This window comes from Paraburkholderia acidiphila (assembly GCF_009789655.1).
In the GTDB taxonomy this organism is placed as follows: Bacteria; Pseudomonadota; Gammaproteobacteria; order Burkholderiales; family Burkholderiaceae; genus Paraburkholderia; species Paraburkholderia acidiphila.
In genome coordinates this window covers 2,388,071-2,412,877 of record NZ_CP046909.1, presented here as the reverse complement: position 1 = coordinate 2,412,877, position 24,807 = coordinate 2,388,071, and the positions used below count along the sequence as shown (strand labels likewise).

Here is a 24,807-nt window from a genome sequence, read left to right as displayed (position 1 = left end):
CTTGCGTGCTTCTTGTACCGGAGCGCAAATATGCAAGCGCTCGAAGTAGCCGTAGATTATGACGCAAATTGCCCACTCAGGCAACCACACGGCCGCAGCAAGCCGTCAGATCGTTCGCGAGAACCGCTCGGGCCGTTGTGCGCCAAGGTAGCGGTCGAACACCATCGCAATATTGCGCACCAGCATGCGCCCCGCCGGCAGCACCTCGAGCCGGTCGGCGCTGCGCGCGACGAGCCCGTCGCGTTCGAATTCGCGCAGCCGATCGAGTTCGGTCGCAAAGGTCGCCGGAAAACGCACGCCGTAAGCGGCCTCGAACTCGTCGTAACGCAGTTCGAGATTGCACATGAGTTCCGTAATGATGTCGCGGCGCAGACGGTCGTCGGCAGTCAGGCGCACGCCTTTCGCGGTCGCGAGCCTGCCCGCGTCAATGGCCGCGCCGTAGCCGATCAGGTCCTTCGCGTTCTGCGCGTAGACGTCGCCGACCTTGCCGATCGCCGAAGCGCCAAAGCCGATCAGGTCGCAGTCGGCGCGCGTGCTGTAACCCTGGAAATTGCGATGCAGCGTGCGTTGCGCCTGCGCGCGCGCGAGTTCGTCGGTGGGCAGCGCGAAATGATCCATGCCGATGTACACGTAGCCCGCCTCTGTGAGCTGTTCGACCACGAGCCTTAACAGCGCCATGCGCTCCGCGGGCGTGGGCATGGCGGCTTCGTCCATCTGACGCTGCATCTTGAACAAATGCGGCATGTGCGCGTAGCCGAACACCGAGATGCGATCGGGCGCGAGCAGCAGCATCGTTTCGAGCGTGCGGCGGAAGGTTTGCACGTTCTGGTGCGGCAGACCGTAGATCAGATCGACGCTGACCGACTCGAAGCCGTTCGCGCGCGCGGCGTTCATGACGTCGACGGTCAGCTCGAGTGGCTGAATGCGGTTGACCGCCTTCTGCACGACCGGATCGAAGTCCTGAACGCCCAGGCTCAGCCGGTTAAAGCCGAGCGAGCGCAGATGCGCGATGGTCTGCGCCGTGGCTTCGCGCGGGTCGATTTCGATCGAGTATTCGCCGGCGTCGTCGGGCTGCAGCGCGAAGTGTTCACGCGTGGCGCCCATGAGCTCGCTCATTTCGTCCAGCGAGAGGAAGGTGGGCGTGCCGCCGCCCCAATGCAGCTGAGAAACGGGCCGCTTCGTGTCGAATAGGGCCGCCTGCAGTTCCACTTCGCGGATCATCTGCGCGAGGTACGGCTTCGCGCGGCTGCGGTTCTTCGTGATGACCTTGTTGCAGCCGCAATAGAAGCAGACGGTGTCGCAGAACGGAACATGGAAGTACAGCGAGAGATCGGTATCGCTTGCGCCCGGATCGGCAGCCGCGCGGCGGTAGTCGGCGGTATCGAAGTCGTCGCGGAACTGCAGGGCGGTGGGGTAGGACGTGTAGCGCGGGCCGTTGGCGCCGTATTTGGCAAGCAGGTCGGGGCGAAAGAGCAGGTCTGCGTCGCACATGCAAGGCTCACTGGGAAGGGCGGCGCACGGCTGGGCAGCGTCCGGCGCCGCGGAACGCCGCGCACAGGTGGCCTGTCCCTTGTCCTACAGCGCCAGATGGACAAAGTGTACGAGCGGGTAGGAGAAAGCGATTGTGTAAAAAGGTCGCATGCGGGCGATGGCACAATGCGTCTGCTCCGTCGGAGCGCAGGGTGTCGCGATCCCAATTGCCGCGGACACAATTTGTCAGAGTTCCAGGAAGCCGAAGTGAGTACCGTTTTTCCCGCCGATGTCTCAGCACATGCATGTCGTCCAGGTTGCGGCGCGTGCTGCATTGCGCCGTCCATTACGAGCCCGATTCCGGGCATGCCCGAAGGCAAGCCGGCCGGCGTGCGCTGCGTTCAACTCGGCGAGGACCTGCGCTGCATGATCTTCGGCTCGCCGTTGCGCCCGGCGTGCTGCTCGGGGCTGCAGCCGCAGCCCGAGATGTGTGGGGCGTCGCGCGAGGAGGCCATCGTCTGGCTCACACGTCTCGAGGCGCAAACCCAGCCGCAATCGCAGGCGCCGGCCACGCGCTGAACCAGGCGCAAACTGCGTCGGGCCGCCGTTATGCGCCAGAATGACGGCGCGTCAAACCCGGCTAAACAAGGAGATTTCGCATGGCCCACACCGCAACGCGCGTTTCCCGGCGCGCCTTCCTGTTCACAGCCTGCGCTGCGGCGGGGGCGGCGATGTCGCTCGGCGCGTGTGCGACGGGGATTTTCCCGTTCATTCCCGATCACTACACGTTTTCGCAGCAGCAGGTGCAGGACGCGGTGCAGCGCAAGTTTCCTTATCACCGCTCGATGCAGCAGATTTTCGATGTCTCGCTCACGAACCCTGTCGTGACGCTGCAGCCCGATCGCAACCGCGTGGCCGTGCGGCTCGACGCCCACCTAGAAAGCCCGCTGATGCAGCAGCCCGTGAGCGGCGCGTTCACCGTGTCGAGCGAACTTGCCTACGACAGCGCGAGCCGCGCCGTGGTGCTGCGCTCGCCTTCGGTCGATGGCGTCGACATGACAGGCAACGCCGCCGCCTACGCGCCACAGGTGAGCGCCGTCGCCGCGCTTGTCGCCACCCAGTTGCTCAACAACTATCCGGTCTACACGTTCAAGCCCGAGCAGCTTCAATTTGCCGGAGTCAACTACGAACCCGGTACAATCACCATCCTTACAAACGGCATACGCGTGCAGATCGTCGAGAAGTAAGCAGACGAAACGCCAGCGCACGCGGCCGTCGTCGGTCGCGTGGCGCGGCGTGCGCCGTCCCGACGCTCAAAAAGAGGGAAAAAAGGGATGGACTGGATTTTGACCTGCAAGGCCCTGATTCTCGGCATCGTCGAGGGGCTGACGGAATTTCTGCCCGTTTCGAGCACCGGGCATCTGATCGTCGTTGGCAGCTTGCTCAACTTCGAAGGCGAGTACGCGAAGACCTTCTACGTGGTGATCCAGTTCGGCGCGATCCTCGCCGTGTGCTGGGAGTTCCGGCGCAAGATCGGCGAGGTCGTGGTGGGGTTGCCCTCGCGGCCCGATGCGCGGCGCTTCGCGCTCAACGTGATCGTCGCCACGATTCCGGCAGTCGTGCTCGGTCTGATGTTCGAGAAGGCGATCAAGTCGGTTCTCTTCGCGCCGGTGCCGGTCGCGTTCGCGCTGGTTGGCGGCGGCCTCATCATCCTGTGGGTCGAAAATCGCCTGCGCGGGCCAAAGGGGCTGCCGGTCGCTGCGCAACGCAGCGCACGCGTGAACTCGATTGACGAGATCACGCCGCTCGACGCGTTCAAGGTGGGTTGCGCGCAGTGCTGCGCGCTGATTCCAGGCATGTCGCGCTCGGGGTCGACCATCATCGGCGCGATGCTGTTCGGCCTCGAGCGGCGCGTCGCGACCGAGTTCTCGTTCTTCCTTGCGATTCCCGTGATCTTTGGCGCGACCGTGTACGAGCTGTACAAGAGCTGGCACGAGCTTTCCGTGGACTGGCTCGGGCTCTTCGGCATCGGCTTCGTCGCCGCGTTCGTGAGTGCGTTTGCCTGTGTGCGCTGGCTGTTGCGCTACGTCGCGTCGCACGACTTCACCGCCTTCGCCTGGTACCGCATCGCTTTCGGTCTTGTGATCCTGCTGTTCGGCTATGGCGGCGGCCTCGGCTGGGACGACTAAAAACACAACGGGCGCCGCGTGACTTCACGGCGCCCGTTTGACTGCAGGATTCCCGGTTTCAGTCCGCGCGGCGGCGGAACACGAGATCCCACACGCCGTGACCGAGCCGCAGGCCGCGGCGCTCGAATTTCGTCACCGGGCGGTAGTCGGGGCGCGGCGCGTAGTCGGCGGCCGTGTTCTCGAGCGCAGGCTCCGCGCTGAGCACTTCAAGCATCTGCTCGGCGTAGTTCTGCCAGTCGGTTGCGCAATGCAGGTACGCGCCCGGCTTCAAGCGCGAAACGAGTTGCGCGACGAACTTCGGCTGAATCAGGCGGCGCTTGTGGTGGCGTGCCTTGTGCCACGGATCGGGGAAAAAGATGTGCACGCCGTCGAGGCTCGCGGGCGCGATCATGTGCTCGAGCACTTCAACCGCGTCGTGCTGGATGATGCGGATGTTCTCCAGGTTCTGCTCGCCGATCAGCTTGAGCAGCGCGCCCACGCCGGGTTCATGGACCTCGACGCCGAGGAAGTCGTCCTCGCGGCGCAATGCGGCGATTTCCGCCGTGCTCGCGCCCATCCCGAAACCGATCTCCAGAATGCGCGGTGCGTGCCGCTCAAACACGGCGTCCCAGTCGGCGGCTGCCGGCGCGTAGGGCACGACGAAGCGCGGGCCGAGTTCATCCATCGCGCGGCGCTGGCCGGTCGATACGCGGCCGGCGCGGGTCACGAAGCTGCGAATGCGGCGGTGGTGCAGCGCGTCGCTGGCGGGCGCCCCGGATTGCGCATTCGTGTCGGAGGCGGCGTCGTCTGACGGCGTGCTTTCGGGACGGGCGTCGTCGTTGGGATCGTGATTCATCTTCGCGGGTGGGTGTGAGAGCGGCGGATTTCGCGGCTGTCGATAATCGGGGCAGGCTGTGCCTTCGGCTCGGTGCGGGCCTCGGTGCAGGCCCTTGTTGCGAGCCATTTCGCAGGCCATCCGGGGCAGCATATTGCCGGGCGCGAGGCGGCCCGGCGTGGCCTGATGCCTTGTGATGCCTTGTGGGCCGCTTTGGCGTTCGCCGGCGTCGGCGGCGGCCTTCGGCCCGGCGAGGCGGGCGCGGCACACTCGAAGCGCAGCGGCTCCAAAGCCGTCGCGCATTATATCAGCGCACTCGCACGGGTCTGGCGGCTGGCTGCAGCGGGGCGCCGTCTGCTCGCTGCGGCGCCTCAATCGGCCGAAACGACGACCCGCATGCGCGTGGGTTCGTTCAGCTCGAACGCGTTCATACGCCCGGCGCGCACGTCGAGCAGGAGGCGCGTGAGGTCGGCGGCCGCGGCGCGCAGGCGCTCGGCTTCGGCAGATGGGTGTTCGTCGGCGTCGGCGAGAAGGGATTTGCGCGAGCGCACGATCAGGGCGATCGCGCTCGGCCGGGACATGAAAAATTGATCCATCGGAGGACTGGTGCGCCAGAAGGCGCGCAGCGAGTCGTTATGCGGCAGTCGAGCGAAATGCGTGTCGGCGGACCTGCTCGTGGCGCGTGCGCGAGGACCCGAGGAGCGCCAGAGTGCAATGTGCAACGGAGGAATTCAGGTCGTGCCCGGCAGGTGCCGGTCGGGCGGGCAAGGCGTCCCGGGAGGGGCGCAGTTCGAAAGTCCAGGCCTCGAAGAGAGGTCGGCCAGCCGACGTGGAGCGGGCGATGGGAATCGAACCCACGTCATCAGCTTGGGAAGCTGAGGTAATGGCCATTATACGACGCCCGCAGAGCGCGCCATTTTACGCGGTTTTGGCGGTATTGCGCAATGACGCGGTCAAACGACGCGGCGCGCGGGGCGCGCCGCCGGGTGCACTAAGCGTGCGCAGGCAGATGCTCAGATGCCAAACAGCGTGAGCGAAACAGCCGCGCGCGTGACTACCATCAGCAGCACCTGCACGATCACGAAGAGCAGAATCGGCGAGAGATCGAGGCCGCCCAGGTTCGGCAGGATACGGCGCAGCGGGTTGAGGAACGGCGCCGTCAGCTGAAACAGCACGGGCATCGCCGCCGAGCGCGGATTGAGCCACGAGAGCAGCGCCATCAGGATCGTCAGCCAGATCAGCAGGTTGAGCGCCCATTTCACGAGCGTGAGCACGGCAACGATGAGCAGCGTCGGCAGAAGAGCCAGGGGGTCCACGCCCGCGATCCATACCATCAGCAGCACGTAGGCAATGGACGCGATCAGCGCGGCGACCACGCTTGCCCAGTCGATGCCGCGCACGCCGGGAATCACGTGCCGAAGCGGCAGCACCAGCCAGTTGGTGACCTGCTGGATCGCGTGGGTCACGGGGTTGTACGGCGGCACTCGCACGTACTGGAGCCAGGCGCGCAGCAGCAAGGCGGCGCCGAACAGCGTGAAGACCGTATTGAGCAGAAAGCGGGCGATATCGCCGAACATCGGTGTTGTTTCCTTCTTGTGTTGGGTGGCAGCGCGCCTGGCGTGTGGCGGCCGATGAAAGGTCTGGTCGAAGTCCGCTCGCTTTAACAGGTCGAGCGGGGCACGTCAGACGGACACCTTGACCTCGCTGATCAGAATGCTGCCATTTCCGCCGTCGGTATAGTTGGGAATGTCGTCGAGGAGTGTGTCGGCATTCGGTTGAAACGCTGCGTAGAACGCGTCCATCGTCTCGAACAGAAAGTGTCCGGCAGCGACGTACGGCGGCGGCGTGCCCGGCGGCCCCGCATTGATGCCGATGTCGACCGACCAGCCGTTGAGCGAATCGCCAAAGAGCTTTGCCGCGAGCGGCATGTGGTGCGTGCAGTAGTACTCGGTGTCGAAACGCCCGTTCTCGCGATACGGATAGAGGATGCTGACCTTGATCATTGTGCGTTCTCGTCGGTGAGTCCGGTGGGCGCGCACTACGTGCCATCGCGATGCGCGCGCCGTCGCCACATTACCACGGCTTACGCCTCGCCAGGATGCGCGCGCGATGCCGCCGCGCCGGCTTCGCGCGCTGCTGCGGCAGCGGCTTCTGGCGTGCGCGCCGTGCGGATTGGCTGCACTCGCAGCAGGCTTTTCTGCGAACGGCTACAGTGTTTCCGACAGACCGCGTCAGACAGCGAACTTACGACCCGAGTGTTGCGCCGCAGCCGCGCGGCGCGAGAAATGTTCGCTTTCGTACCGAGCACGCGCTGACGGTGCGACTACAAATGACACTGACGGGCGCGACGTCGCCCGGCGTGCGCGGCACGATTTCTGCTGTTGGGCGCGGCGTACCCGTGTACGCACCCAAACCCAGCACGGGGAAGCCGCAACGAACAGTGCGCTGCGCATATACGGCGCTCGTGACGCTATCTCGCAACACGGCCATTTTTGTCGCGAAATCTGAGCACAATACTTTTCATCGTTTCGGTTTCGTTGTTGCAGTCGCGCAATTGGGTTTGTTCCTGTCGGTAGTCCGATTCGGGGAGTTCACCATGAGCATCTTCGCTTACCGAAAGCATCTGCGGTTTCTCACGCCCTTTCAGCGTCGCCGCTGGTGGGATCAGAAGAAGCGCCTGACGCCGCGCGTTCGCATCAGCGGCGCCTATGTGCCACCGAGCGTCACGCGCGAGTTCACTTACGTGAAGGTCGGATAGCGGAGAGTGTGTTCCAGGGCGGCGCGGTCTGTGCGCCGCCGGCTAGTCGGATGAGATGCCCGGTTTTAGGACCGGGCATCGTCGTTTACAGACTCGCCGCGCGCCGGCGGCTGCAGTTCGAACGTAAGCCCGTCAACCAATTTGTAATCAAACATTACCGGGAGACTTGCCTCCCGATACCTTCGTGCAAGTAACAATGACAGCGCCCTCGTTTTTGTAACGAATGGCGTCGTTGCCGGGCGCCTGTGCGGCGATCTTTCGCGGCAGCCGCGCCCACTGGGCTTGACGCGCTATTAAGCGGCCCCCAAATTGCATTGCAATTCGAAACAAATGGCTACCAATGACGGCCGCCATTTTCGATACATTGAATGCGTGGGCTGTGCCCGTTATATGCGCGTCGCCGCTGGCGGCCGCCAGGAGAAGAGAAGTGAAAAAGACCGTATCGTTCATCGTTGCCGCCGCGCTGGGTGTGGGGTTCGTCAGCGCGGCCCAGGCGCACGTCTCGGTGGGTATCGGCATTGGCATTCCGGTGGCCCCGGCTTATCCCGTCTATGCTGCGCCGGTCTACGCGCCGCCGCCTCCGCCCGTGGTCTACGCGCCGCCGCCGGTGGTGTACGCGCCGCCGCCTGCCGTCGTGGTTGGCGGTTATTACGGCCGTCCGTACTGGCATCACGGCTACTACCGCGGCTATTACGGCCACGGGTACTACGGTCACGGCTACTACCGTCGTTGAGCGTGACGGGCGGCCCGCGCCGCCCTGCCGCAAGTTTCACGAACAGCGCAACGCTGGCTCACGCCGCGTTGCGCTGTTTGTTTTTGGTTTTCGCTTTCACCGCCTGCGCAGCGAGCGTGACGCGGATTACGCCGCGCCCGCGCCCTGCAGGATCAGGTCGCGATAGCCGTGCACGATCACGCTGTACGAGAAGTACGCGAACAGCAGCGCCGAAAGGACGTGGCAGGCGCGCAGCAGGCCAGTTCCGGCGCGTTTGCGGCCGTGACTCGCCAGTCCGCAAAGAAACAAGGTCCAGCCGAGGCCGCCCGCAAAAAAGCCCAGTAGAAAGAGCGACGCCGCGCCGGCGCTCGTCGCCCCCGACTTTGCGATGAGCGCACCGCCGACCGCGGCAAACCAGAGAATCGCACTCGGCGACGAGAGCGCGAGCAGCACGCCGCGCCCGAAGCTGCGCCACGGGTTGGGCAGCGGCGCGGCGATATCGGCTTCGCCTTCCACGGGCGGCGCCGATGCCGGATTGAGCGCTTCGCGTGCCATCTTCCAGGTGAGCATGAGCAGCAGGGCGGACCCGCCTATCCACACGACCCAGCGCACGGCAGAAAACTGCAGCAGCGCGGCCATGCCCGCGAGCGCGAGCGCGGCATAGATGAGGTCGCCCAAGCACGAGCCGAGTCCCAGCCAGAAGCCCGAACGGAAGCCGTGCGTGAGCGTGAGCGAGATGATGGCGACGTTGACGAGACCGATGTCGAGGCAAAGCGAAAGCGACAGAAAAAAGCCGTCGGAAAGCAGGGAAACGTGAGACATGAAAACGATTTCTTGTTGGTATGGACTACGTGCCGTGCACGCGCGCATCGCAGCCGAGCGCGCGTCGCGGTTCAAACGTGCTTCAAACGCCGATGCACAGATACTTCAGTTCGACATATTCGTCGATGCCGTACTTCGATCCCTCGCGCCCGAGGCCCGACTGCTTCACGCCGCCAAACGGCGCGACCTCGTTCGAAATGAGCCCGGTGTTGATCCCGACCATACCGTACTCGAGCGCTTCCGCCACGCGCCAGACCCGGCCGATGTCGCGGCTATAGAAGTAGGAGGCGAGGCCGAATTCGGTGTCGTTGGCGAGGCCGACGACTTCGGCTTCATCGCTGAAGCGCAACACCGCCGCGACCGGGCCGAAGGTTTCCTCGCGCGCGATCAGCATGTCGCGCGTGACGTCGGCGAGCACGGTGGGTTCCACGTAGCGCCCCGAGCTGACCTTGCCGCCCGCCACGAGCCTCGCGCCCTGGGCGGTTGCATCGTTGATGTGCTGCGCGACCTTGGCGACGGCCGCGTCGTCGATCAGCGGCCCCTGGTTCACGCCATCCTCGAAACCGTTGCCCACCTTGATCTTGCGTGAGGCGGCGGCGAGCCTTTCGACGAAAGCGTCGTACACCTTGTCGTGCACATAGAAGCGGTTCGTGCAGACGCAGGTTTGACCCGCGTTCCGATACTTCGAGATCATCGCGCCTTCCACGGCTGCGTCGAGATCGGCATCGTCGAACACGATAAAGGGAGCGTGGCCGCCCAGTTCGAGGGCGATTTTCTTGACCGTCGGCGCGCACTGCTCCATGAGGATGCGGCCCACCGGCGTCGATCCGGTGAACGAGAGATGGCGCACGATATCGCTTTCGCACAGCGCTTTGCCGATCTCGATGGAGTTCGCCGAGTCGGCGGTGACCACGTTGAACACGCCCTTGGGCACGCCGGCGCGTTGCGCGAGTTCGGCGAGCGCGAGCGCGGAAAGCGGCGTTTGCTCGGCGGGCTTCACGACGATCGTGCAACCCGCGGCGATGGCTGGCGCGACCTTGCGCGTGATCATTGCGATCGGGAAATTCCACGGCGTGATCGAGGCGCACACGCCGATAGGCTGCTTGAGCACGACGAGCTTGCGGTCGTTGGCGGGGCTCGCGAGCACATCGCCGTTGACGCGCTTGGCCTCTTCGGCAAACCACTCCAGGAACGACGCGCCGTAGATCACTTCGCCGCGCGCTTCGGCGAGCGGCTTGCCTTGTTCGGCGGTCATGATCGCGGCGAGGTCGTCGGCGTGCTCGATCACGAGGTCGAACCAGCGCCGCAGCACGGCCGCGCGCTCCTTGCCCGTCTTCGCGCGCCATGCCGGCAGTGCGGCATTCGCGGCCGCGATGGCGCGATGCGCCTCGTCGGCGCCGAAGTCGGGCAAGCTCGCGATTTCGGTGTTGTCGGCGGGGTCGAGCACGGCGAACGTGGCCGCGCCGCCACTCCATTCGCCGTCGATATACGCGCGGGTCTTGAAGAGGGCGGGATCGTTCAGTTGCGTCAGGCGCTCCGATGCGGGCAAGCTCATCTTCGAGTCTCCTCAGGTTCACTGGCGCCGCGACTCATGCCATGCACGAGACGTGACGCGATAAGTGCGGCGTCGCGATAAGGCGTCGCGGATCAATCGGCCGGCGTGCCGCCCAAGGCCCCACGCCGGGCCACTAACGCCTGGTAACGCCGGGTCGTGAGGCGCGGCGCGCTAACCGCGGCCAAGGCCGAGCTCGTCGTAGAGACGGTCGACGCGCGTTTTCACGGCCGCGTCCATCTCGATCGCGCGGCCCCATTCCCGATCCGTTTCGCCGGGCCACTTGTTGGTGGCGTCGAGCCCCATCTTCGAGCCGAGGCCGGCCACCGGCGAAGCGAAGTCGAGATAGTCGATCGGCGTGTTCTCGACGAGCACGGTGTCGCGCGCCGGATCGATACGCGTGGTGATCGCCCAGATCACTTCCTTCCAGTCGCGGATGTCCACATCATCGTCGACCACGACGATGAACTTTGTATACATGAACTGCCGCAGGAAGCTCCATACCCCGAACATCACGCGTTTTGCGTGCCCGGGGTAGCTCTTCTTGATCTGCACGATCGCCATGCGGTAGCTGCATCCCTCGGGCGGCAGATAGAAGTCCGTGATCTCGGGAAACTGCTTTTGCAGGAGCGGCACGAACACTTCGTTGAGCGCCACGCCGAGCACCGCGGGCTCGTCGGGCGGCTTGCCCGTGTACGTGGAATGGTAGATCGCATCGCGGCGCATTGTGATGCGCTCGACCGTGAAGACGGGGAACCACTCCTGTTCGTTGTAGTAGCCCGTGTGGTCGCCGTAGGGGCCTTCCAGCGCGTGCTCGTATGCGGCGCTCGCGCCCTTGGCGGGGCGCGGCGGCGCACCGGCGGCTGCGGGGCCGGGCTCGCCCGTCTGCGGGTAGATGAAGCCCTCGAGCACGATCTCGGCGCGCGCGGGCACCTGGAGCGTGTCGACGCCGGGCGTCAGGCACTTCGCAAGCTCGGTGCGGGCGCCACGCAACAGGCCCGCGAACTGGTATTCGGAGAGCGTGTCGGGCACCGGCGTGACGGCGCCGAGGATCGTTGCGGGGTCGGCACCGAGCACGACTGCCACCGGATACGGCTTGCCGGGGTTTTTCAGCGCGAACTCGCGGAAGTCGAGCGCGCCGCCGCGGTGCGCGAGCCAGCGCATGATGAGTTTGTTGCGGCCAATGAGCTGCTGACGGTAGATGCCGAGATTCTGGCGCGTCTTGTTGGGGCCGCGCGTGACGGTCAGGCCCCACGTGACGAGCGGGCCGGCGTCGCCGGGCCAGCAGGTCTGGATCGGCAGTTTCGCGAGATCGACGTCGTTGCCTTCCCAGACGATCTCCTGGCACGGCGGCGCGCTCACGGTTTTCGGCGCCATGTCCCAGACGGCCTTGGCGAGCGTGAGGAGCTTGCCCGCGTCCTTCAGTCCGCGCGGTGGCTCGGGCTCCTTGAGCGCCGAGAGCAGCCGTCCCACGTCGCGCAGCGACTCCAGCGCGGCGCCGTCGCCGCCGCTTTCCGGCGCGTCGATGCCCATGCCGAGCGCGACGCGCCGGGGCGTGCCGAACAGATTGCCGAGCACCGGGAACGTGTGCGTCGAACGGTTCTCAAAGAGGAGGGCTGGGCCGCCGGCGCGCAGGACGCGGTCGCACAGCTCGGTCATTTCCAGCACCGGAGAGACAGCTTGCGGAACGCGGCGCAATTCGCCGAGCGTCTCCAGGCGACCAACGAAGTCGCGCAGGTCTTTGTATTTCATTGGGGCCAGTCTTGGACAACTCAGTGGGCAACGCGCTGGGCAACCCGACGGGCCGGTTCGCGCAGCCAGTACGGGGGCCGGATTGGGCAACTGCGCGGCGGTCGCAGGACTGCTGCGGTTCAGACCGGTGCTTGAGGCCGGCCGAAACGCGGCGTAACGATTGTCGATTTTACCTGTGTTGGCTGACGCACGCTGATAGCCAATCCGCATAACAAGCCGCAGACCCCCTCGGCGCGCGGTTTTCGACCGATTGAACAGTGTTCATCATTACAATTAGTTATAGATTTGACAATCTATAGTATTGACGATCTATAACAGACTGCTAGAATCCGTCCACATTGGTTGCAGGGTTTGAAATTTTAACCACCTTCCCGGCCCTTCAGACGCAACGCGTCGCCGTTTTGCCGAACCCCTGCACGGCTTGCACACGGTCTAGATTGGTTGTTCTTGTCAGCGCCCCTTTGCGCTGGCTTTTCGCGTGAGAACTCCCGGCGCGCGCACATTGCGTGCCTGGTTGTCCAGGAGGAGTTCCACCCACGGCGACTTGCCGTTTTCCCGACACCGCTGCCGCACCAGCCAGGGCGCGCGGTGTCTTGATCCTGTGATTGGCTGTCTGCCTCGTGCCGACTCCTTTGCCGGATCATGCAACATGGGGAGATCTGTAGATGAATACCTGGTTATCGTGGTGGCGCGCCGACGAGCGTGTAGCGCTTGGCCTGCGTGCGCTGCTGCGTCGTGGCACGCGTCTTAGCCATCACCTGTTCAGCATTGTTGGCGGCTGTGCCGTTCTGTTCGCGCTTGCCGTCTGGCTGCTGCCCACGTGGCGCGGCACGATGGCCGCACGCGTCATGCCCTTCGTCTCGGCGGCGGTGCAAGCCGGCCCGGCACGCCTGCTGCAAGGCAACCCGTTGCCCTCGTTCGCGCCCCCCGGTGTCGCGACCAGCGACGACAACGCCAACGGCGCGATGCTGCCCACGGCGCTCGCGCCCGATGCCGGTGCCACTGGCCCTGCCGGCTCGACAGGCATTTCGCCTGCGGGCTCCAACGGCACGGTCGCGAAGGTCGCGACCTCGGTGTCGAACGGCGGCATCGCCACACTCGACGCCGTGACGCTCAACGGCCTCGATCCGCGTGCGCTGCCGAGCAACGTCGGCTCGCTCGCGCGCATGATTCCGCCCCAGCGCATCACGCCCGACGCACGCGACGACCGTGTGCTCGTCTCGGCGCGCGAACAGGCGCTCGTCGCAACCTATCTGGCGCGCCGCTATCGCGTGGCGCAGGAGCCGGTTGGCGAACTCGTGAAGGCGGCATTCGACACCGGCCGTGAAGTGGGGCTCGATCCGCTGCTGCTGCTCGCCGTGATGGCAATCGAGTCGGGCTTCAACCCGTACGCTGAAAGCGGTGTCGGCGCGCAGGGCCTCATGCAGGTCATGTCGAAGGTGCACTCGGACAAGTTCCGGTACTTCGGCGGCCAGAGCGCGGCGCTCGATCCGCTCGCGAACATCAAGGTCGGCGCGCTGGTGCTCAAGGATTGCATCGCGCGCGGCGGTTCGCTGCCGGGCGGCCTGCGCCTCTACGTCGGTTCGAGCACGCCCGACGACGGCGGTTACGGCGCCAAGGTGATGGCCGAGCGCGGACGTCTGCGCGACGTCGCACATGGCCGCAACGTGCCGATCAACGCGCCGCAGGCGCCCGTCACCAACACGGCCAGCACGCCTGCGCCGCAGAAGGTGGCGAGTATCACCGGCGACAAGCGCGTGCACGTGACGCTCGACAGCGCCCACGCGATGGTCGAGAAGACGTCTTCGGAAAAGAGCGGTTCCGATCAGGACGACGCCAGCACGAGCACGACGGCCCAGAAGCATGGTTCGTCGGAACTGGGCGCTTGAGTCTCTAGCTGAAAGACCGGACGAAAAGAAAAAGGCACCCTCGGGTGCCTTTTTCTTTTTCCGTTTCCGGACCCGCGTGGATCAGCGGCCGAAGAACGTATGCAACCGGCCGACCGCTTCTTCCAGACGCTCATAGGCCGTGGCATACGAGAGCCGTACGTACTGGCGCGGCGCGGCGACGCCAAAGTCCATGCCGGGCACCATCACCGTGCCCGCGTCGTGCAGCATCGCGCGGGTGAGCGCGTCGCTGTCGCCGGCGGCGGGGTGCGTGACGTTCGAGCAGTCGGCGTAGACGTAGAACGCGCCGTCGGGCATCACGGGCACCGTGAAGCCGAGCGACTCGAGCGCCGGTGCGATGAAGTCGCGGCGGCGCTTGAACTCGAGCCGGCGCGCTTCGTAGATCTTGAGCGTGTCCGGCTCGAAGCACGCGAGCGCGGCATGCTGCGCAAGCGCCGACGCGCAGATGAACAGGTTCTGCGCGAGCTTCTCGAATGCACCCACCAGCGAGGGAGGCACCACGAGCCAGCCCAGACGCCAGCCAGTCATGTTGAAGTACTTCGAGAAGCTGTTGACGGTCACCACGTCGTCGCCGAACGAAAGCGCGGAGACGGGCGGTGCGTCGTACGAAAGCCCCTGATAGATCTCGTCGACGATCGTGAAGCCGCCGCGCGCGCGCACGGTTTGCACGATGCGCTTGAGTTCGTCGGGCTCGATCGACGTGCCGGTGGGGTTCGACGGCGAGGCGAGCAGCACGCCGCGCGTGCGCGGCGACCACAGGCGCTCGACATCGGCGGCGGTGAGCTGGAAGCGCGCCTCGGGGCCGCTCGGCACGAGCACGGGCTTGCCTTCCGCGGCGGCCACGAAGTGCCGGTTGCACGGATAGCAGGGGTCGGGCATCAGCACTTCGTCGTCGCGGTCGACGAGCGCCGTGCACGCGAGCAGCAGCGCCGCCGAGGCGCCCGCCGTCACGACGATGCGCGCGGGGTCGACCGTGAGGCCGTAGGCGTGCTGGTAGTGCGCGGCGATCGCCTCGCGCAGCGCGTGGATACCGAGCGCGCTTGTGTATTGGGTGACGCCGCGGCGCAATGCGGCGGCGGCGGCCTCGACTACGGGCTCGGGCGCCGTGAAGTCCGGCTCGCCGATACCCATGTGGATGATGTCGCGCCCGGCGCGCTCGAGCTTCGCGGCTTCCTTCGCCAGTTCCATGACGTAGAAAGGCTGGATCTCGTCGACGCGCGCGGCCAGCCGCAGCAGCGGTTCGGCAACGGTGTTCATGCGGGTAGTTCCAGTACTGGCAGATCACGCGGCGCGCGGGGCAGGGCGCTCAGGCGCGCACCGCTTGCCCCGGCGGCTCGCGTTCTTACGACTTGCGGGCGTTTTGCGCTTCGGTGGCGCGCAGTTGCGCCGCGAGCTTGTCGAGCACACCGTTCACGTACTTGTAGCCGTCCGAGCCGCCAAAGGTCTTCGTGAGCTCGACCGCCTCGTTGATCACGACGCGGTACGGAATGTCGACGTGATGCTTGAACTCGTAGGTCGCGACAAGCAGTACCGCGCGCTCGACGGGCGAAAGCTGCTCGATCGGACGGTCGAGGCACGGCGTGATGGAGGCGGACAGCTCGTCCGACTCGCGGATAACCCCGTGCAGGATCGCGTCCAGATGCTCGTGATCGGCCTTGTCGTAGCCCTGCGAACCGCGCAGCTGCGCGTCGATCTCGCCGGCGGGCACAGCCGACAGCAGCCACTGATACAACCCCTGCGTGGCCAGTTCGCGGGAGCGGCGGCGCGCGCTCTTCATTGCTGTTCCTCTTCGTCTTCCTCGTCTTCTTCGTCGTCGTCGCCACCGTCGAGCTGCTCCAGCGCCACCGTCAGGTTCGCCATTTCCACGGCGACACGCGCGGCGTCACGACCCTTTTCGGTCATGCGGGCCACGGCCTGCTCGTCGTTTTCGGTGGTGAGCACGGCGTTCGCGATAGGCACGTTGAAGTCGAGCGACACGCGCGAGATGCCCGAGCCGCTTTCGTTCGAGACGAGCTCGAAGTGGTACGTCTCGCCGCGCACGACCGCGCCGAGCGCGATCAGGGCGTCGAACTGGCCGCTTTCGGCGAGCTTTTGCAGCGCGAGCGGGATTTCGAGTGCGCCCGGCACGGTGACGAGCAGCACGTCTTCGCCCGTCACGCCGAGGCGCTCGAGCTCTTCGATGCAGGCGTCGGCAAGGCCGTTGCAGACGGGTTCGTTAAAGCGCGACTGGACGATGCCGATGCGCAGTCCGTCGCCGTCGAGGTTCGGTTGGTATTGTCCGATTTCCATGTGGTGTCCGTTAGTTCGGTTGAGCGTGGTGACGCGTGAAATGAGCGCGATGCGACTTCAGGCGCGCGACGAGGCAGGGTCAGCGGCTTCCGGCGGGCAGGGCGCTTCTGCATTGCCGCCGGGCATCGGCACGAAGCCGGTGACTTCGAGGCCGTAGCCCGACATGCTGCCGAGGCGGCGCGGCTTCGAGAGCACCTGCATGCGGCCCACGCCGAGTTCGCGAAGGATCTGCGCGCCGATGCCGTAGGTCTTGAAGTCCACGGGCCGGCGTGCGAGCGCCTCCGCGCGCTCTTTCTGGTCGAACGCCTTGAAGACGTCGATCAGGTGTTCCTTGGGTTCGCCGCAGTTGAGCATGACGATCACGCCCACGTCGCGCGAGGCGATCTCGCGCATCGCGGCGTCGAGCGTCCACGAGTGCGTGGACGAGCCCGTTTCGAGCAGGTCCAGCACCGAGAGCGGCTCGTGCACGCGCACGGGCGTATCGATGCCGGGCTTCGGCGTGCCGCGCACGAGCGCGATATGCGGCGTGCGCGTGGGGTGATCGACGTACATGACCGCGCGGAACGGGCCGTGCGCCGTTTGCATGGTGCGTTCGGCCACGCGCTCGACGATCGATTCGGTGCGGCTGCGATAGTGGATCAGGTCGGCAATGGTGCCGACTTTCAGGCCGTGTTCCTGCGCGAACTCCATGAGGTCGGGCAGGCGCGCCATGGTGCCGTCGTCCTTGATGACCTCGCAGATCACCGAGGCAGGCGTCAGGCCCGCGAGCGCGGTGAAGTCGCAGCCCGCTTCGGTGTGGCCCGCGCGCACGAGCACGCCGCCTGGCTGCGCCATGATCGGGAACACGTGGCCTGGCTGCACGATGTGCTCGGCGCGCGCGTCGTGCGCAACCGCTGCCTGGATCGTGCGGGCGCGGTCGGCGGCAGAAATGCCGGTCGTCACGCCTTCCGCGGCCTCGATGCTGACCGTGAACGCCGTGCCGTACTGCGTGCCGTTGCGGTAGGTCATGAGCGGCAGGTTGAGCAGCTTGCAGCGCTCCTGGGTGAGCGTGAGGCAGATGAGTCCGCGGCCGTACTTCGCCATGAAGTTGATGGCTTCAGGCGTGACGAACTCCGCAGCGATGACGAGGTCGCCCTCGTTTTCCCGGTCTTCTTCGTCGACGAGGATGACCATCTTGCCGGCTTTGAGCTCGGCGATGATCTCAGGGGTGGAGGCGAGCGTCATGTTGGGATTCTGGCTGCGATTCTGACTGGAAAGGCCACATTTTACGCCACGCGGGCGGGCGCGTCGCCCAGAACGCGGGACGGCGCAGCGCCTTTTGCTCCGGTGGGCCCGTGTTCTGGCGTGTCTGCGCGGTGGCGGGCGGCTGCTTGTGTTGGCCGAACGGCCGACTGGTGCGCGATGCGCATCTATTTCACACTAGTAACGGTTGACGTTATTAACGTGAGACGTTACTATCCATGACGATTACTTCCTTTGCCTGCCGCGACACCGCGGCGCTTTTTGCCGGGCGACGCGTCGCCCGCTTCGTTGCCATTGAAACGGTCGCGATGCGCAAGCTCCAGCAAGTCCATGCTGCCGCCACGCTCGCGTTCCTGAGGGCGCCGCCCGGAAACCGGCTAGAGCGCCTCTCTGCGGAGCTGGAAGGCTGGTACAGCATCCGCATCAATGGGCAGTGGCGAATCTGCTTTCATTTCGCGGGCGGCGAGGCATCGGACGTACGCATCGTGGACTATCACTGAGGAGCAAAACCATGGCACGTGAAGTACCGCTTGCCACACCGGGCGAGATTCTGAACGAAGAGTGGCTCAAGCCGATGGGCATCAGCCAGTACGCGCTCGCCAAGGCGATCGACGTGCCGCCGCGCCGTATCAACGAGATCGTGCTCGGCAAGCGCGCCATTACGGCGGACACGGCAGTACGCCTCGCGGTCTATTTCGGCACCGATTCGCGCAGCTGGATGGATTTGCAGGCTCACTACGACACCGAAATCGCAAGTGAGGCGCTGGCCGAGGTGCTCGCGCGCATCACGCCGCACGCGCGCGCCGTTCCCGCCTGAGCCGGCTTGCGGCGGGAGGCTGGGAGCGCATAGGCGTGCGGCGTCAGCGCAGGATCACGTCGTCGGCAAGCCCCTTCGTCAGTTCCAGCGCCTGGCGCTCGAACAGGCGCCGGTACAGGCCGTTTTCGCGGCGCACGAGTGCGTCGTGCGTGCCTTCCTCCGCTACGCGCCCGCGCTCGAGCACGAGCAGCCGGTCGAGCGCGCGCACGGTCGAAAGGCGGTGGGCGACGACCACGGTCGTGCGGCCCTCCATGAGCCGCTCCATGGCCTGCTGGATCAGCACTTCGCTTTCACTGTCGAGACTCGAAGTCGCTTCGTCGAAGATCAAGATCGGTGCGTTCGCGAGGAACGCGCGCGCGATCGCCACGCGCTGGCGCTCGCCGCCCGAGAGCTTCACGCCGCGTTCGCCCACGAGCGTGTCGTAGCCGTGCGGCAGCGCCATGATGAAGTCGTGCGCGCTCGCAAGCTTCGCTGCGCGCTCGATCTCGGCCTGTGTCGCGCCAGGCCGGGCGTAAGCGATGTTCTCGGCAAGCGAGCGGTGGAACAGCACCGGCTCCTGCTGCACGATGGCGATCTGCGAGCGCAGCGACGCCTGCTGCACGCGCGCGATGTCCTGACCGTCGATCGTGATGCGCCCTCCGGACACGTCGTAGAGGCGCTGTATCAGCTTGACGAGCGTGGTCTTGCCGGAGCCCGAATGACCGACCAGGCCCACGCGTTCGCCGGGCGCGATGCGTAGCGTGAGGTTCTCGTAGAGCGCCCTCGCATCAGCATTCGCGCCATAGCGGAACGTCATGTTCTCGAAGCGGATGTCACCCTGATCGATCACGATGGCCGGGGCATCGGGCTGGTCCTCGATGCCGAGCGGCGCCGCGTCGAGCGCGACGAGTTCTTCCATGTCGTTCACGGAGCGCTGCAGGTTGCGCACGTGCATGCCCACATCGCGTAAATAACCTTTGAGCAGGAAGAACAGCGTGAGCGCGAACGTAATGTCGCCCACGCTTGCGAGACCGCGTGCCCAAAGCAGCAGCGCCGCACCGAGGATGGCCGCCTGCATGCCGACGAGCAGCGCGCCCTGCACGCCGCCATTGAGCGTGCCGCGCTGCCACGTACGCCGCGTGCGGCTGCTCCACTTCGATACGACGCGCGCGAGCCGCGCTTCCTCGCGCGTTTCCGCGCCGAAGGCCTTGACGACTGCGTTGCACGAAATGGCGTCGGCGAGTGCACCGCCCATTTTCGTGTCCCACTGGTTCGCGAGCCGGGCCGAGGGCGCAACGTAAAAGAGCGACAGCGAAACGGTGATCGCCAGATACACCGCCGAGCCGAGTCCGACCACGAGGCCCATCACATGCCACTGCACCGCGAGCAGGATGGTCGAGCCGACCAGCATGACGAGCGACGGGAAGAGCGCGACGAGCAGCGTGTCGTTGAGCAGGTCGAGCGCCCACATGCCGCGCGTGACCTTGCGCACCGTGGAACCCGCGAAGCTGTTCGCGTGCCAGTCCGTCGAGAAGCGCTGCACGCGGTGAAACGCCTGCGTGGCGATCTCGCTCATCATGCGCAGCGTGAGCGTGATGATGTTGCGGTACGCGGCCTGCCGCATGATCGTGCCGCCGAGCCCGAGCGCCGTGAGCGCCCAGAACGCGACGACCGCCGCATGCCACGCGGCGGCGCTGCTGGCGGCGCCGTCGTGGGTGAGGGCGTCGACGAGCTGGCCTGCGTAGTGCGGCGTGAGCACGTCCGCGAGCGCGCCGAGCAGCGAGGCGAGCGCCACGGCCGTGACGCGAGCCGGCTGGCGCGCCCAGTGCCGGAAGGTGAAGCCGAGGACCTTGCGGAACGTTTGTCCGCCCGATTCGGGTTTGTTATTTAGCTCTGTCATGGACAGCGTGCTCCGGACGTGACGCCCGAAGACTCTCCTGAGGGAAGCATGAAGCGTTGAGACGGAAAACGGGCTTCGCGCGCCCTGGCATGCGCTGCCGGGCGGCCTGACCTCGAATTCGCAAAATACGGCGCGGCGCCTGAAAACATGCCGCGCGGGACGCGCTATGGCAGCGCTGGAAGCGGGAAGCTTGCGCGACGAGACGCAACTTGCAACATCACCCGGACCATCGGCATGGCGGCGCTCATTTCAATCGTTGCCAACTGGGCCTCCTTGTTCGATTCGGGTGATGGGAACGCGTCTCGCCGTGCGGCGAGGGCGTAGGGAAAGGGTAGATTCTATCAGCGCCCCGGCGCGCGTGCTTGCACGCGTGCGGGGCACGCATTGCGCTGGCTCAGCCGTTTTCAGTCTTTCGCGGCCGAACCGGCTGCCTTCTCAGCCGAGAGCATGCGCTCGACATACCGCGCAATCAGATCGATCTCGAGATTCACCTTCGTGCCCGCCTGAAGATGCTTGAGCGTGGTCACTTCCACGGTGTGGGGAATCAGGTTGATCGAGAATTCGCAGCCGTCCGCGCGATCGTCGACCGAGTTGACCGTGAGGCTCACGCCGTTCACGGTGATCGAGCCCTTGTAGGCGAGATAGCGGCCGATTTCCGCCGGGGCGAGAATGCGCAGCTCGTGCGACTCGCCCACGGGCGCAAAGCGCGTGACGGTGCCAAGACCGTCCACGTGACCCGAGACGATGTGTCCGCCGAGGCGGTCGTTCGCGCGCAGCGCCTTTTCGAGGTTCACTTCGCCCGTTGCCGAAAGGCCCACGGTGCGGTTCAGGCTTTCGCGCGAAACATCGACGTCGAAGCTCGTCGCCGACTGATCGATGACGGTCATGCACGCGCCCTGGATCGCGATGCTGTCGCCGAGCTGCACGTCGTCGAGGCCGAGGCTGCCCGCGTTGACGGTCAGGCGCACGCCGGCGTCGGCATCCGTGCCGAGCGGTTTGATCGATTCGATGCGGCCCACTGCCGCGACGATTCCGGTAAACATCGTGCTGTTCCTTGTGTTCAGTGCATCAGTGAGGGTCAGGCGTCTTGCGTCGTGACGACGCGCGCAAGAATGCGCAGGTCGTTGCCGAGACGATCGACGGAATGAAAGGCGAGGCGCGTGCGCTCATCGAGCGTTGCGGGCGCGGCGATATCGATCATGCCGAGCGAGTTCGTGCCGAGCAGCGACGGCGCCACGTATACGAGCAACTCATCCACGCAGCCTTCGCGCAGCAGCGAGCCGTTGAGCTTGTAGCCGGCTTCCACGTGTAGTTCGTTCACGCCGCGCACGGCGAGTTCCGCGAGCATGGCCGGCAGATCGACCTTGCCTTGTTCGTTGCCAAGCGCAACGATTTCGGCGCCGCGCGCGCGCAGCGCTTCGGCGCGTTCTTCGTTGCTCGCGTCGAGCGCCGCGCAGAACAAGAGCGTTGGCGCGCCCACGAAGATTTGCGCGAGCGGCGAGACGTCGAGCCGGCTGTCGATCAGCACGCGTTTGGGTTGGCGTGGTGTGTCGACGGCGCGCACGGTCATGCGCGGATCGTCTTCTTTCACCGTGCCAATGCCCGTGAGGATGGCCGAGGCGCGCGCGCGCCAGGCGTGGCCGTCGGCGCGCGCGGCTTCGCCCGTGATCCATTGGCTTTCGCCCGAGGGCAGACCCGTGCGGCCGTCGAGCGATGCGGCCACCTTCATGCGCACCCACGGGCGCTTGCGCGTCATGCGCGAAACGAAGCCGATGTTCAGCTCACGCGCCTCGTTGGCGAGCAGCCCGCAACGCACGTCGATTCCCGCATTGCGCAGGATCGAAAGGCCGCGGCCCGACACGAGCGGGTTCGGGTCTTCCATCGCCGCGATGACGCGCCCGACCTTCGCTTCGATCAGCGCGTTCGCGCAGGGCGGCGTGCGGCCGAAGTGGCTGCACGGCTCGAGCGTGACATAGGCCGTCGCGCCGCGCAGGTCGTGGCCGCGCGCGCGGGCGTCCTTCATCGCCTGGATTTCGGCGTGGTCCTGGCCGGCCGGCTGCGTGAAGCCCTCGCCGATCACGACGCCGTCCTTCACCAGCACGCAGCCCACGCGCGGATTCGGGTCGGTCGTGTACAGGCCGCGCTGCGCGAGCGCGAGCGCGCGCTCCATGTGGACGAAATCGGATTGCGAAAACATCGTCGGGCTTTCTCTCGGGCGGCGGTCAGGTGGTGGGCCGGCGAGGCGCGCGCCGCGCCGGCTGTCGATGGCGTGAGGCCTTATTGCGTCACGTTTTCAGCCGCGGCTTCCGCGGCGAACGCGCTGCGCGCTGCGGCGATCGTCTCGTCGAGGATCGCATCGTCGTGAGCGCTCGAGACGAAGCCCGCCTCGTAGGCCGAGGGCGCGAAGTAGACGCCCGCGTCGAGCATGCGGTGGAAGAAGCGGTTGAAGCGCGCGATGTCGCTCTTCGTGACCTCGGCGAAGCTGCCCGGCACCTTGTCCGCGAAATAGAGGCCGAACATGCCGCCGACCGAATCCGCGACGAACGGCACCTTCGTTTCGCGCGCGGCGGCCGTTAGCCCCTTCGCGAGACGCTCGGTCTTCGCCGTGAGCTGCTCGTAGAAGCCGGGCGCCTGGATGAGCTGCAGCGTCTTCAGACCCGCCGCGACCGCGATCGGGTTGCCCGACAGCGTGCCCGCCTGGTACACCGTGCCGTTGGGCGCGAGATGATCCATGATCTCGCGACGGCCGCCGAACGCGGCCGCAGGCATCCCGCCGCCGATCACCTTGCCGAGGCACACCATATCCGCCTCGACGCCATAGAGCGCCTGCGCGCCACGCAGGCCGACGCGGAAACCGCACATCACTTCGTCGAAGATCAGCACACTGCCGTGCTTCGCCGTGAGGCTGCGCAGCGCGCCGATGAATTCGGGCGTGGCCTTCACGAGGTTCATGTTGCCGGCGACCGGCTCGACGATCACGGCGGCGATCTCGTCGCCGAACGCCTTGAACGCTTCTTCGAGCGCCACGACGTTGTTGTATTCGAGCACCGTGGTGTGCTTGGCGATGTCCACGGGCACGCCCGCCGAAGTCGGGTTGCCGAACGTGAGGAGGCCTGAGCCCGCCTTCACGAGCAGGCTGTCGGCGTGGCCGTGGTAGCAGCCTTCGAACTTCACGATGCGATCGCGTTTCGTGAAGCCGCGCGCGAGACGCAGCGCGCTCATGGTCGCCTCGGTGCCGCTCGACACCATGCGCACTTGCTCCATCGACGGGACGATCTTGCAGATTTCCTCGGCGATCTCGATCTCGGCCTCGGTGGGCGCGCCGAACGAGAAGCCGTTCGCGAGCACGCGCTGCACGGCTTCGAGCACTTCCGGATGCACGTGGCCGACGATCATCGGGCCCCACGAGCCGATGTAGTCGATATAGCGCTTGCCTTCGGCGTCCCAGAAGTAGGGGCCCTGCGCGCGCTCGATGAAGCGCGGCGTGCCGCCGACCGAGCGGAATGCGCGCACGGGCGAGTTCACGCCGCCCGGAATGGTGCGCTGGGCGCGTTCGAAGAGGGCTTCGTTGCGGTTCTGCGTGCTGGACTGGGTGCTGGACATGAGTGCTGGACCTGCGAAAGTGGTGTGGCGCGCGGCGCCGAAGGAAGGGGCCGGCGTACGGACCCAGGCGGCGCCGCAAGGGCGCGGGCGATGGGGCTGTTCTCTCGAAATTGTACCGGAGTCGCGCGGATCGGGCCGGAGCCCCGGGTCGGCCTGGCACACCTCCGCTCGGCCGGATTCAGCGCGTTGGCTGCCTGCGTTTGCGCTTTGGCGGCGCGAGGTGCGGCGCCGTGTCGCGCGGGTCGGCGTTCACTGCGGCGCGTTTGCGGGCGGGGCGAGTTGCGCCCGGTGCGGGTCCATCTTGCGCCGCCGATGCCCTATGCGCGTCGTGCCACGCCTGCATGGCCGCGAGCGCCGCGGTCGGCATCGGCCGCCGCCCGGTCAACTCCGCCCAGCGTTTTTCCAGTGCGCCTTCGGCAACCGGCTTGATGACCGTGCCGGAACTCTGCGCGTCCCAGGTCTGGACCGAAAACGGATGCGCACGTAAATCGTCGCGCGCGATGACGACTTCCTCGCCCGCATCGACGAGCCAGTCATAGACGAAGTCGATGCACAGCCGGTAGCCGCGCTTGTACGCGGCATCCGGCACCTCGTAGGGCGCGCGCGTGACGTAGCCGGACCCAAAGAGCCCGCGCGGCTCGCTGGCGACGCGGTGCAGGAACACCCGATCGCCCGGCAGGATGCCGCGCGCGAAGCCGCATCCCCAGGTGTCGGCGACGGCTTCCCCTGCGCGCACGCGGCGCGCGAAGTCGGGCAGTTCGGGCCAAGGCCACTTCTTGGGACTCCAGATGAGGAGGAAGGCGGTCATATCGGCGACGCGGCGAGTCGAGTGAAAGCGGGCAGCTTAGCGCAAAGCCACGGTGATGCGGCATGCGGGGCGGCGCAGGGCGGAAAAGAGGCGTCGGGTACAATTCGACGGCACTGCGTTGCCGTTTTGTCCGCTTGCGCAGCGACGGACGAATCGGCCCATGACATCGAGACCGCGCGAGCCGCGCGCGCTC

General features: G+C 66.1%; 26 protein-coding genes and 1 tRNA gene. 8 read left to right on the top strand and 19 right to left on the bottom strand.

Features of this window, described 5'->3' with window-relative positions:
- Positions 1-105 precede the first annotated feature (105 nt).
- A complete protein-coding gene (gene hemN / locus FAZ97_RS10880) occupies positions 106-1,491 on the bottom strand; it encodes an oxygen-independent coproporphyrinogen III oxidase (RefSeq protein WP_158758440.1) in 1,386 nt (461 codons plus the stop codon).
- 246 nt (positions 1,492-1,737) lie between these two features.
- On the opposite strand from hemN, the gene FAZ97_RS10875 reads away from it, so the two are divergent.
- The 3 genes from FAZ97_RS10875 (at position 1,738) to FAZ97_RS10865 (ending at position 3,659) form a co-directional block, all read left to right on the top strand.
- Positions 1,738-2,049 (top strand): YkgJ family cysteine cluster protein, encoded by a 312-nt coding sequence (locus FAZ97_RS10875; RefSeq protein WP_158758439.1) that lies wholly within the window; start codon positions 1,738-1,740, stop codon positions 2,047-2,049.
- Positions 2,050-2,129: 80 nt separating this feature from the next.
- Entirely contained in the window at positions 2,130-2,717 is a 588-nt protein-coding gene (locus FAZ97_RS10870; protein ID WP_158758438.1) for a DUF1439 domain-containing protein, read from the top strand.
- An 87-nt stretch (positions 2,718-2,804) separates the two neighbouring features.
- Entirely contained in the window at positions 2,805-3,659 is an 855-nt protein-coding gene (locus FAZ97_RS10865) for an undecaprenyl-diphosphate phosphatase (protein WP_158758437.1), read from the top strand.
- A gap of 58 nt (positions 3,660-3,717) precedes the next feature.
- Here FAZ97_RS10865 and trmB read toward each other — a convergent pair whose 3' ends face one another.
- From trmB to FAZ97_RS10840, 5 genes are all read right to left on the bottom strand, one after another.
- Complete coding sequence (gene trmB / locus FAZ97_RS10860; protein ID WP_158758436.1) at positions 3,718-4,494, bottom strand: tRNA (guanosine(46)-N7)-methyltransferase TrmB; 777 nt, start codon at positions 4,492-4,494, stop codon at positions 3,718-3,720.
- Between the two features lie 350 nt (positions 4,495-4,844).
- Positions 4,845-5,054 (bottom strand): hypothetical protein, encoded by a 210-nt coding sequence (locus FAZ97_RS10855; protein ID WP_158758435.1) that lies wholly within the window; start codon positions 5,052-5,054, stop codon positions 4,845-4,847.
- Between the two features lie 249 nt (positions 5,055-5,303).
- A tRNA-Gly gene (locus tag FAZ97_RS10850) sits at positions 5,304-5,378 on the bottom strand.
- Positions 5,379-5,486: 108 nt separating this feature from the next.
- The gene (locus FAZ97_RS10845) at positions 5,487-6,050 is read right to left on the bottom strand and encodes a YggT family protein (RefSeq protein ID WP_158758434.1); all 564 of its coding nucleotides are present in this window, start codon (positions 6,048-6,050) and stop codon (positions 5,487-5,489) included.
- A gap of 105 nt (positions 6,051-6,155) precedes the next feature.
- Positions 6,156-6,476 (bottom strand): EthD family reductase, encoded by a 321-nt coding sequence (locus FAZ97_RS10840; protein WP_158758433.1) that lies wholly within the window; start codon positions 6,474-6,476, stop codon positions 6,156-6,158.
- A gap of 326 nt (positions 6,477-6,802) precedes the next feature.
- Here FAZ97_RS10840 and FAZ97_RS10835 point away from each other — a divergent pair, with 326 nt between their 5' ends.
- The gene (locus tag FAZ97_RS10835) at positions 6,803-7,231 is read left to right on the top strand and encodes a hypothetical protein (protein WP_158758432.1); all 429 of its coding nucleotides are present in this window, start codon (positions 6,803-6,805) and stop codon (positions 7,229-7,231) included.
- 147 nt (positions 7,232-7,378) lie between these two features.
- Here the strand turns inward: FAZ97_RS10835 and FAZ97_RS10830 are convergent, their stop codons facing one another.
- Positions 7,379-7,681, bottom strand: a complete 303-nt coding sequence (locus FAZ97_RS10830; RefSeq protein WP_158758431.1) for a hypothetical protein — start codon at positions 7,679-7,681, stop codon at positions 7,379-7,381.
- Between FAZ97_RS10830 and FAZ97_RS10825 the strand changes: the two genes are divergently transcribed.
- Positions 7,659-7,964, top strand: a complete 306-nt coding sequence (locus tag FAZ97_RS10825) for a hypothetical protein (protein ID WP_158758430.1) — start codon at positions 7,659-7,661, stop codon at positions 7,962-7,964. The genes FAZ97_RS10830 and FAZ97_RS10825 overlap by 23 nt on opposite strands.
- A 126-nt stretch (positions 7,965-8,090) precedes the next feature.
- Here the strand turns inward: FAZ97_RS10825 and FAZ97_RS10820 are convergent, their stop codons facing one another.
- The 3 genes from FAZ97_RS10820 to FAZ97_RS10810 all read right to left on the bottom strand — a co-directional run bounded on the left by FAZ97_RS10820 (position 8,091) and on the right by FAZ97_RS10810 (position 12,069).
- A complete protein-coding gene (locus FAZ97_RS10820; RefSeq protein WP_158758429.1) occupies positions 8,091-8,765 on the bottom strand; it encodes a LysE family translocator in 675 nt (224 codons plus the stop codon).
- An 82-nt stretch (positions 8,766-8,847) separates the two neighbouring features.
- Entirely contained in the window at positions 8,848-10,320 is a 1,473-nt protein-coding gene (locus tag FAZ97_RS10815; RefSeq protein ID WP_158758428.1) for an NAD-dependent succinate-semialdehyde dehydrogenase, read from the bottom strand.
- A 171-nt stretch (positions 10,321-10,491) separates the two neighbouring features.
- Positions 10,492-12,069: a UbiD family decarboxylase gene (locus FAZ97_RS10810; protein ID WP_158758427.1), complete on the bottom strand. Its 1,578-nt coding sequence runs from the start codon at positions 12,067-12,069 to the stop codon at positions 10,492-10,494.
- 665 nt (positions 12,070-12,734) lie between these two features.
- Between FAZ97_RS10810 and FAZ97_RS10805 the strand changes: the two genes are divergently transcribed.
- Positions 12,735-13,958 (top strand): transglycosylase SLT domain-containing protein, encoded by a 1,224-nt coding sequence (locus tag FAZ97_RS10805; RefSeq protein ID WP_158758426.1) that lies wholly within the window; start codon positions 12,735-12,737, stop codon positions 13,956-13,958.
- Positions 13,959-14,039: 81 nt separating this feature from the next.
- Here the strand turns inward: FAZ97_RS10805 and FAZ97_RS10800 are convergent, their stop codons facing one another.
- The 4 genes from FAZ97_RS10800 to ribBA form a co-directional block, all read right to left on the bottom strand.
- The gene (locus tag FAZ97_RS10800) at positions 14,040-15,233 is read right to left on the bottom strand and encodes a pyridoxal phosphate-dependent aminotransferase (RefSeq protein WP_158758425.1); all 1,194 of its coding nucleotides are present in this window, start codon (positions 15,231-15,233) and stop codon (positions 14,040-14,042) included.
- A gap of 85 nt (positions 15,234-15,318) precedes the next feature.
- Positions 15,319-15,753 carry a transcription antitermination factor NusB gene (gene nusB, locus FAZ97_RS10795; protein WP_158758424.1) on the bottom strand — a complete coding sequence of 145 codons (435 nt, stop codon included), beginning with the start codon at positions 15,751-15,753 and terminating at the stop codon, positions 15,319-15,321.
- Complete coding sequence (gene ribH / locus FAZ97_RS10790) at positions 15,750-16,265, bottom strand: 6,7-dimethyl-8-ribityllumazine synthase (RefSeq protein ID WP_112171437.1); 516 nt, start codon at positions 16,263-16,265, stop codon at positions 15,750-15,752. The genes nusB and ribH overlap by 4 nt, the downstream gene beginning before the upstream one ends.
- Positions 16,266-16,322: 57 nt before the next feature.
- On the bottom strand, positions 16,323-17,489 hold the full coding sequence (gene ribBA, locus FAZ97_RS10785) for a bifunctional 3,4-dihydroxy-2-butanone-4-phosphate synthase/GTP cyclohydrolase II (RefSeq protein ID WP_158758423.1): 1,167 nt from the start codon (positions 17,487-17,489) through the stop codon (positions 16,323-16,325).
- Between the two features lie 236 nt (positions 17,490-17,725).
- Here ribBA and FAZ97_RS10780 point away from each other — a divergent pair, with 236 nt between their 5' ends.
- Positions 17,726-18,007: a type II toxin-antitoxin system RelE/ParE family toxin gene (locus FAZ97_RS10780; RefSeq protein WP_158758422.1), complete on the top strand. Its 282-nt coding sequence runs from the start codon at positions 17,726-17,728 to the stop codon at positions 18,005-18,007.
- A gap of 11 nt (positions 18,008-18,018) precedes the next feature.
- Positions 18,019-18,324 carry a HigA family addiction module antitoxin gene (locus FAZ97_RS10775; RefSeq protein WP_158758421.1) on the top strand — a complete coding sequence of 102 codons (306 nt, stop codon included), beginning with the start codon at positions 18,019-18,021 and terminating at the stop codon, positions 18,322-18,324.
- A 43-nt stretch (positions 18,325-18,367) separates the two neighbouring features.
- Here the strand turns inward: FAZ97_RS10775 and FAZ97_RS10770 are convergent, their stop codons facing one another.
- From FAZ97_RS10770 to FAZ97_RS10750, 5 genes are all read right to left on the bottom strand, one after another.
- On the bottom strand, positions 18,368-20,203 hold the full coding sequence (locus FAZ97_RS10770) for an ABC transporter ATP-binding protein (protein ID WP_158758420.1): 1,836 nt from the start codon (positions 20,201-20,203) through the stop codon (positions 18,368-18,370).
- Between the two features lie 404 nt (positions 20,204-20,607).
- Positions 20,608-21,246, bottom strand: coding sequence for a riboflavin synthase (locus tag FAZ97_RS10765; protein ID WP_158758419.1), 639 nt, complete (start codon positions 21,244-21,246; stop codon positions 20,608-20,610).
- A gap of 35 nt (positions 21,247-21,281) precedes the next feature.
- A complete protein-coding gene (gene ribD, locus FAZ97_RS10760) occupies positions 21,282-22,400 on the bottom strand; it encodes a bifunctional diaminohydroxyphosphoribosylaminopyrimidine deaminase/5-amino-6-(5-phosphoribosylamino)uracil reductase RibD (protein WP_158758418.1) in 1,119 nt (372 codons plus the stop codon).
- Between the two features lie 80 nt (positions 22,401-22,480).
- Positions 22,481-23,806 carry a glutamate-1-semialdehyde 2,1-aminomutase gene (gene hemL / locus FAZ97_RS10755; protein ID WP_158758417.1) on the bottom strand — a complete coding sequence of 442 codons (1,326 nt, stop codon included), beginning with the start codon at positions 23,804-23,806 and terminating at the stop codon, positions 22,481-22,483.
- Between the two features lie 178 nt (positions 23,807-23,984).
- The gene (locus FAZ97_RS10750; RefSeq protein ID WP_233271573.1) at positions 23,985-24,614 is read right to left on the bottom strand and encodes a hypothetical protein; all 630 of its coding nucleotides are present in this window, start codon (positions 24,612-24,614) and stop codon (positions 23,985-23,987) included.
- Between the last annotated feature and the right edge of the window lie 193 nt (positions 24,615-24,807).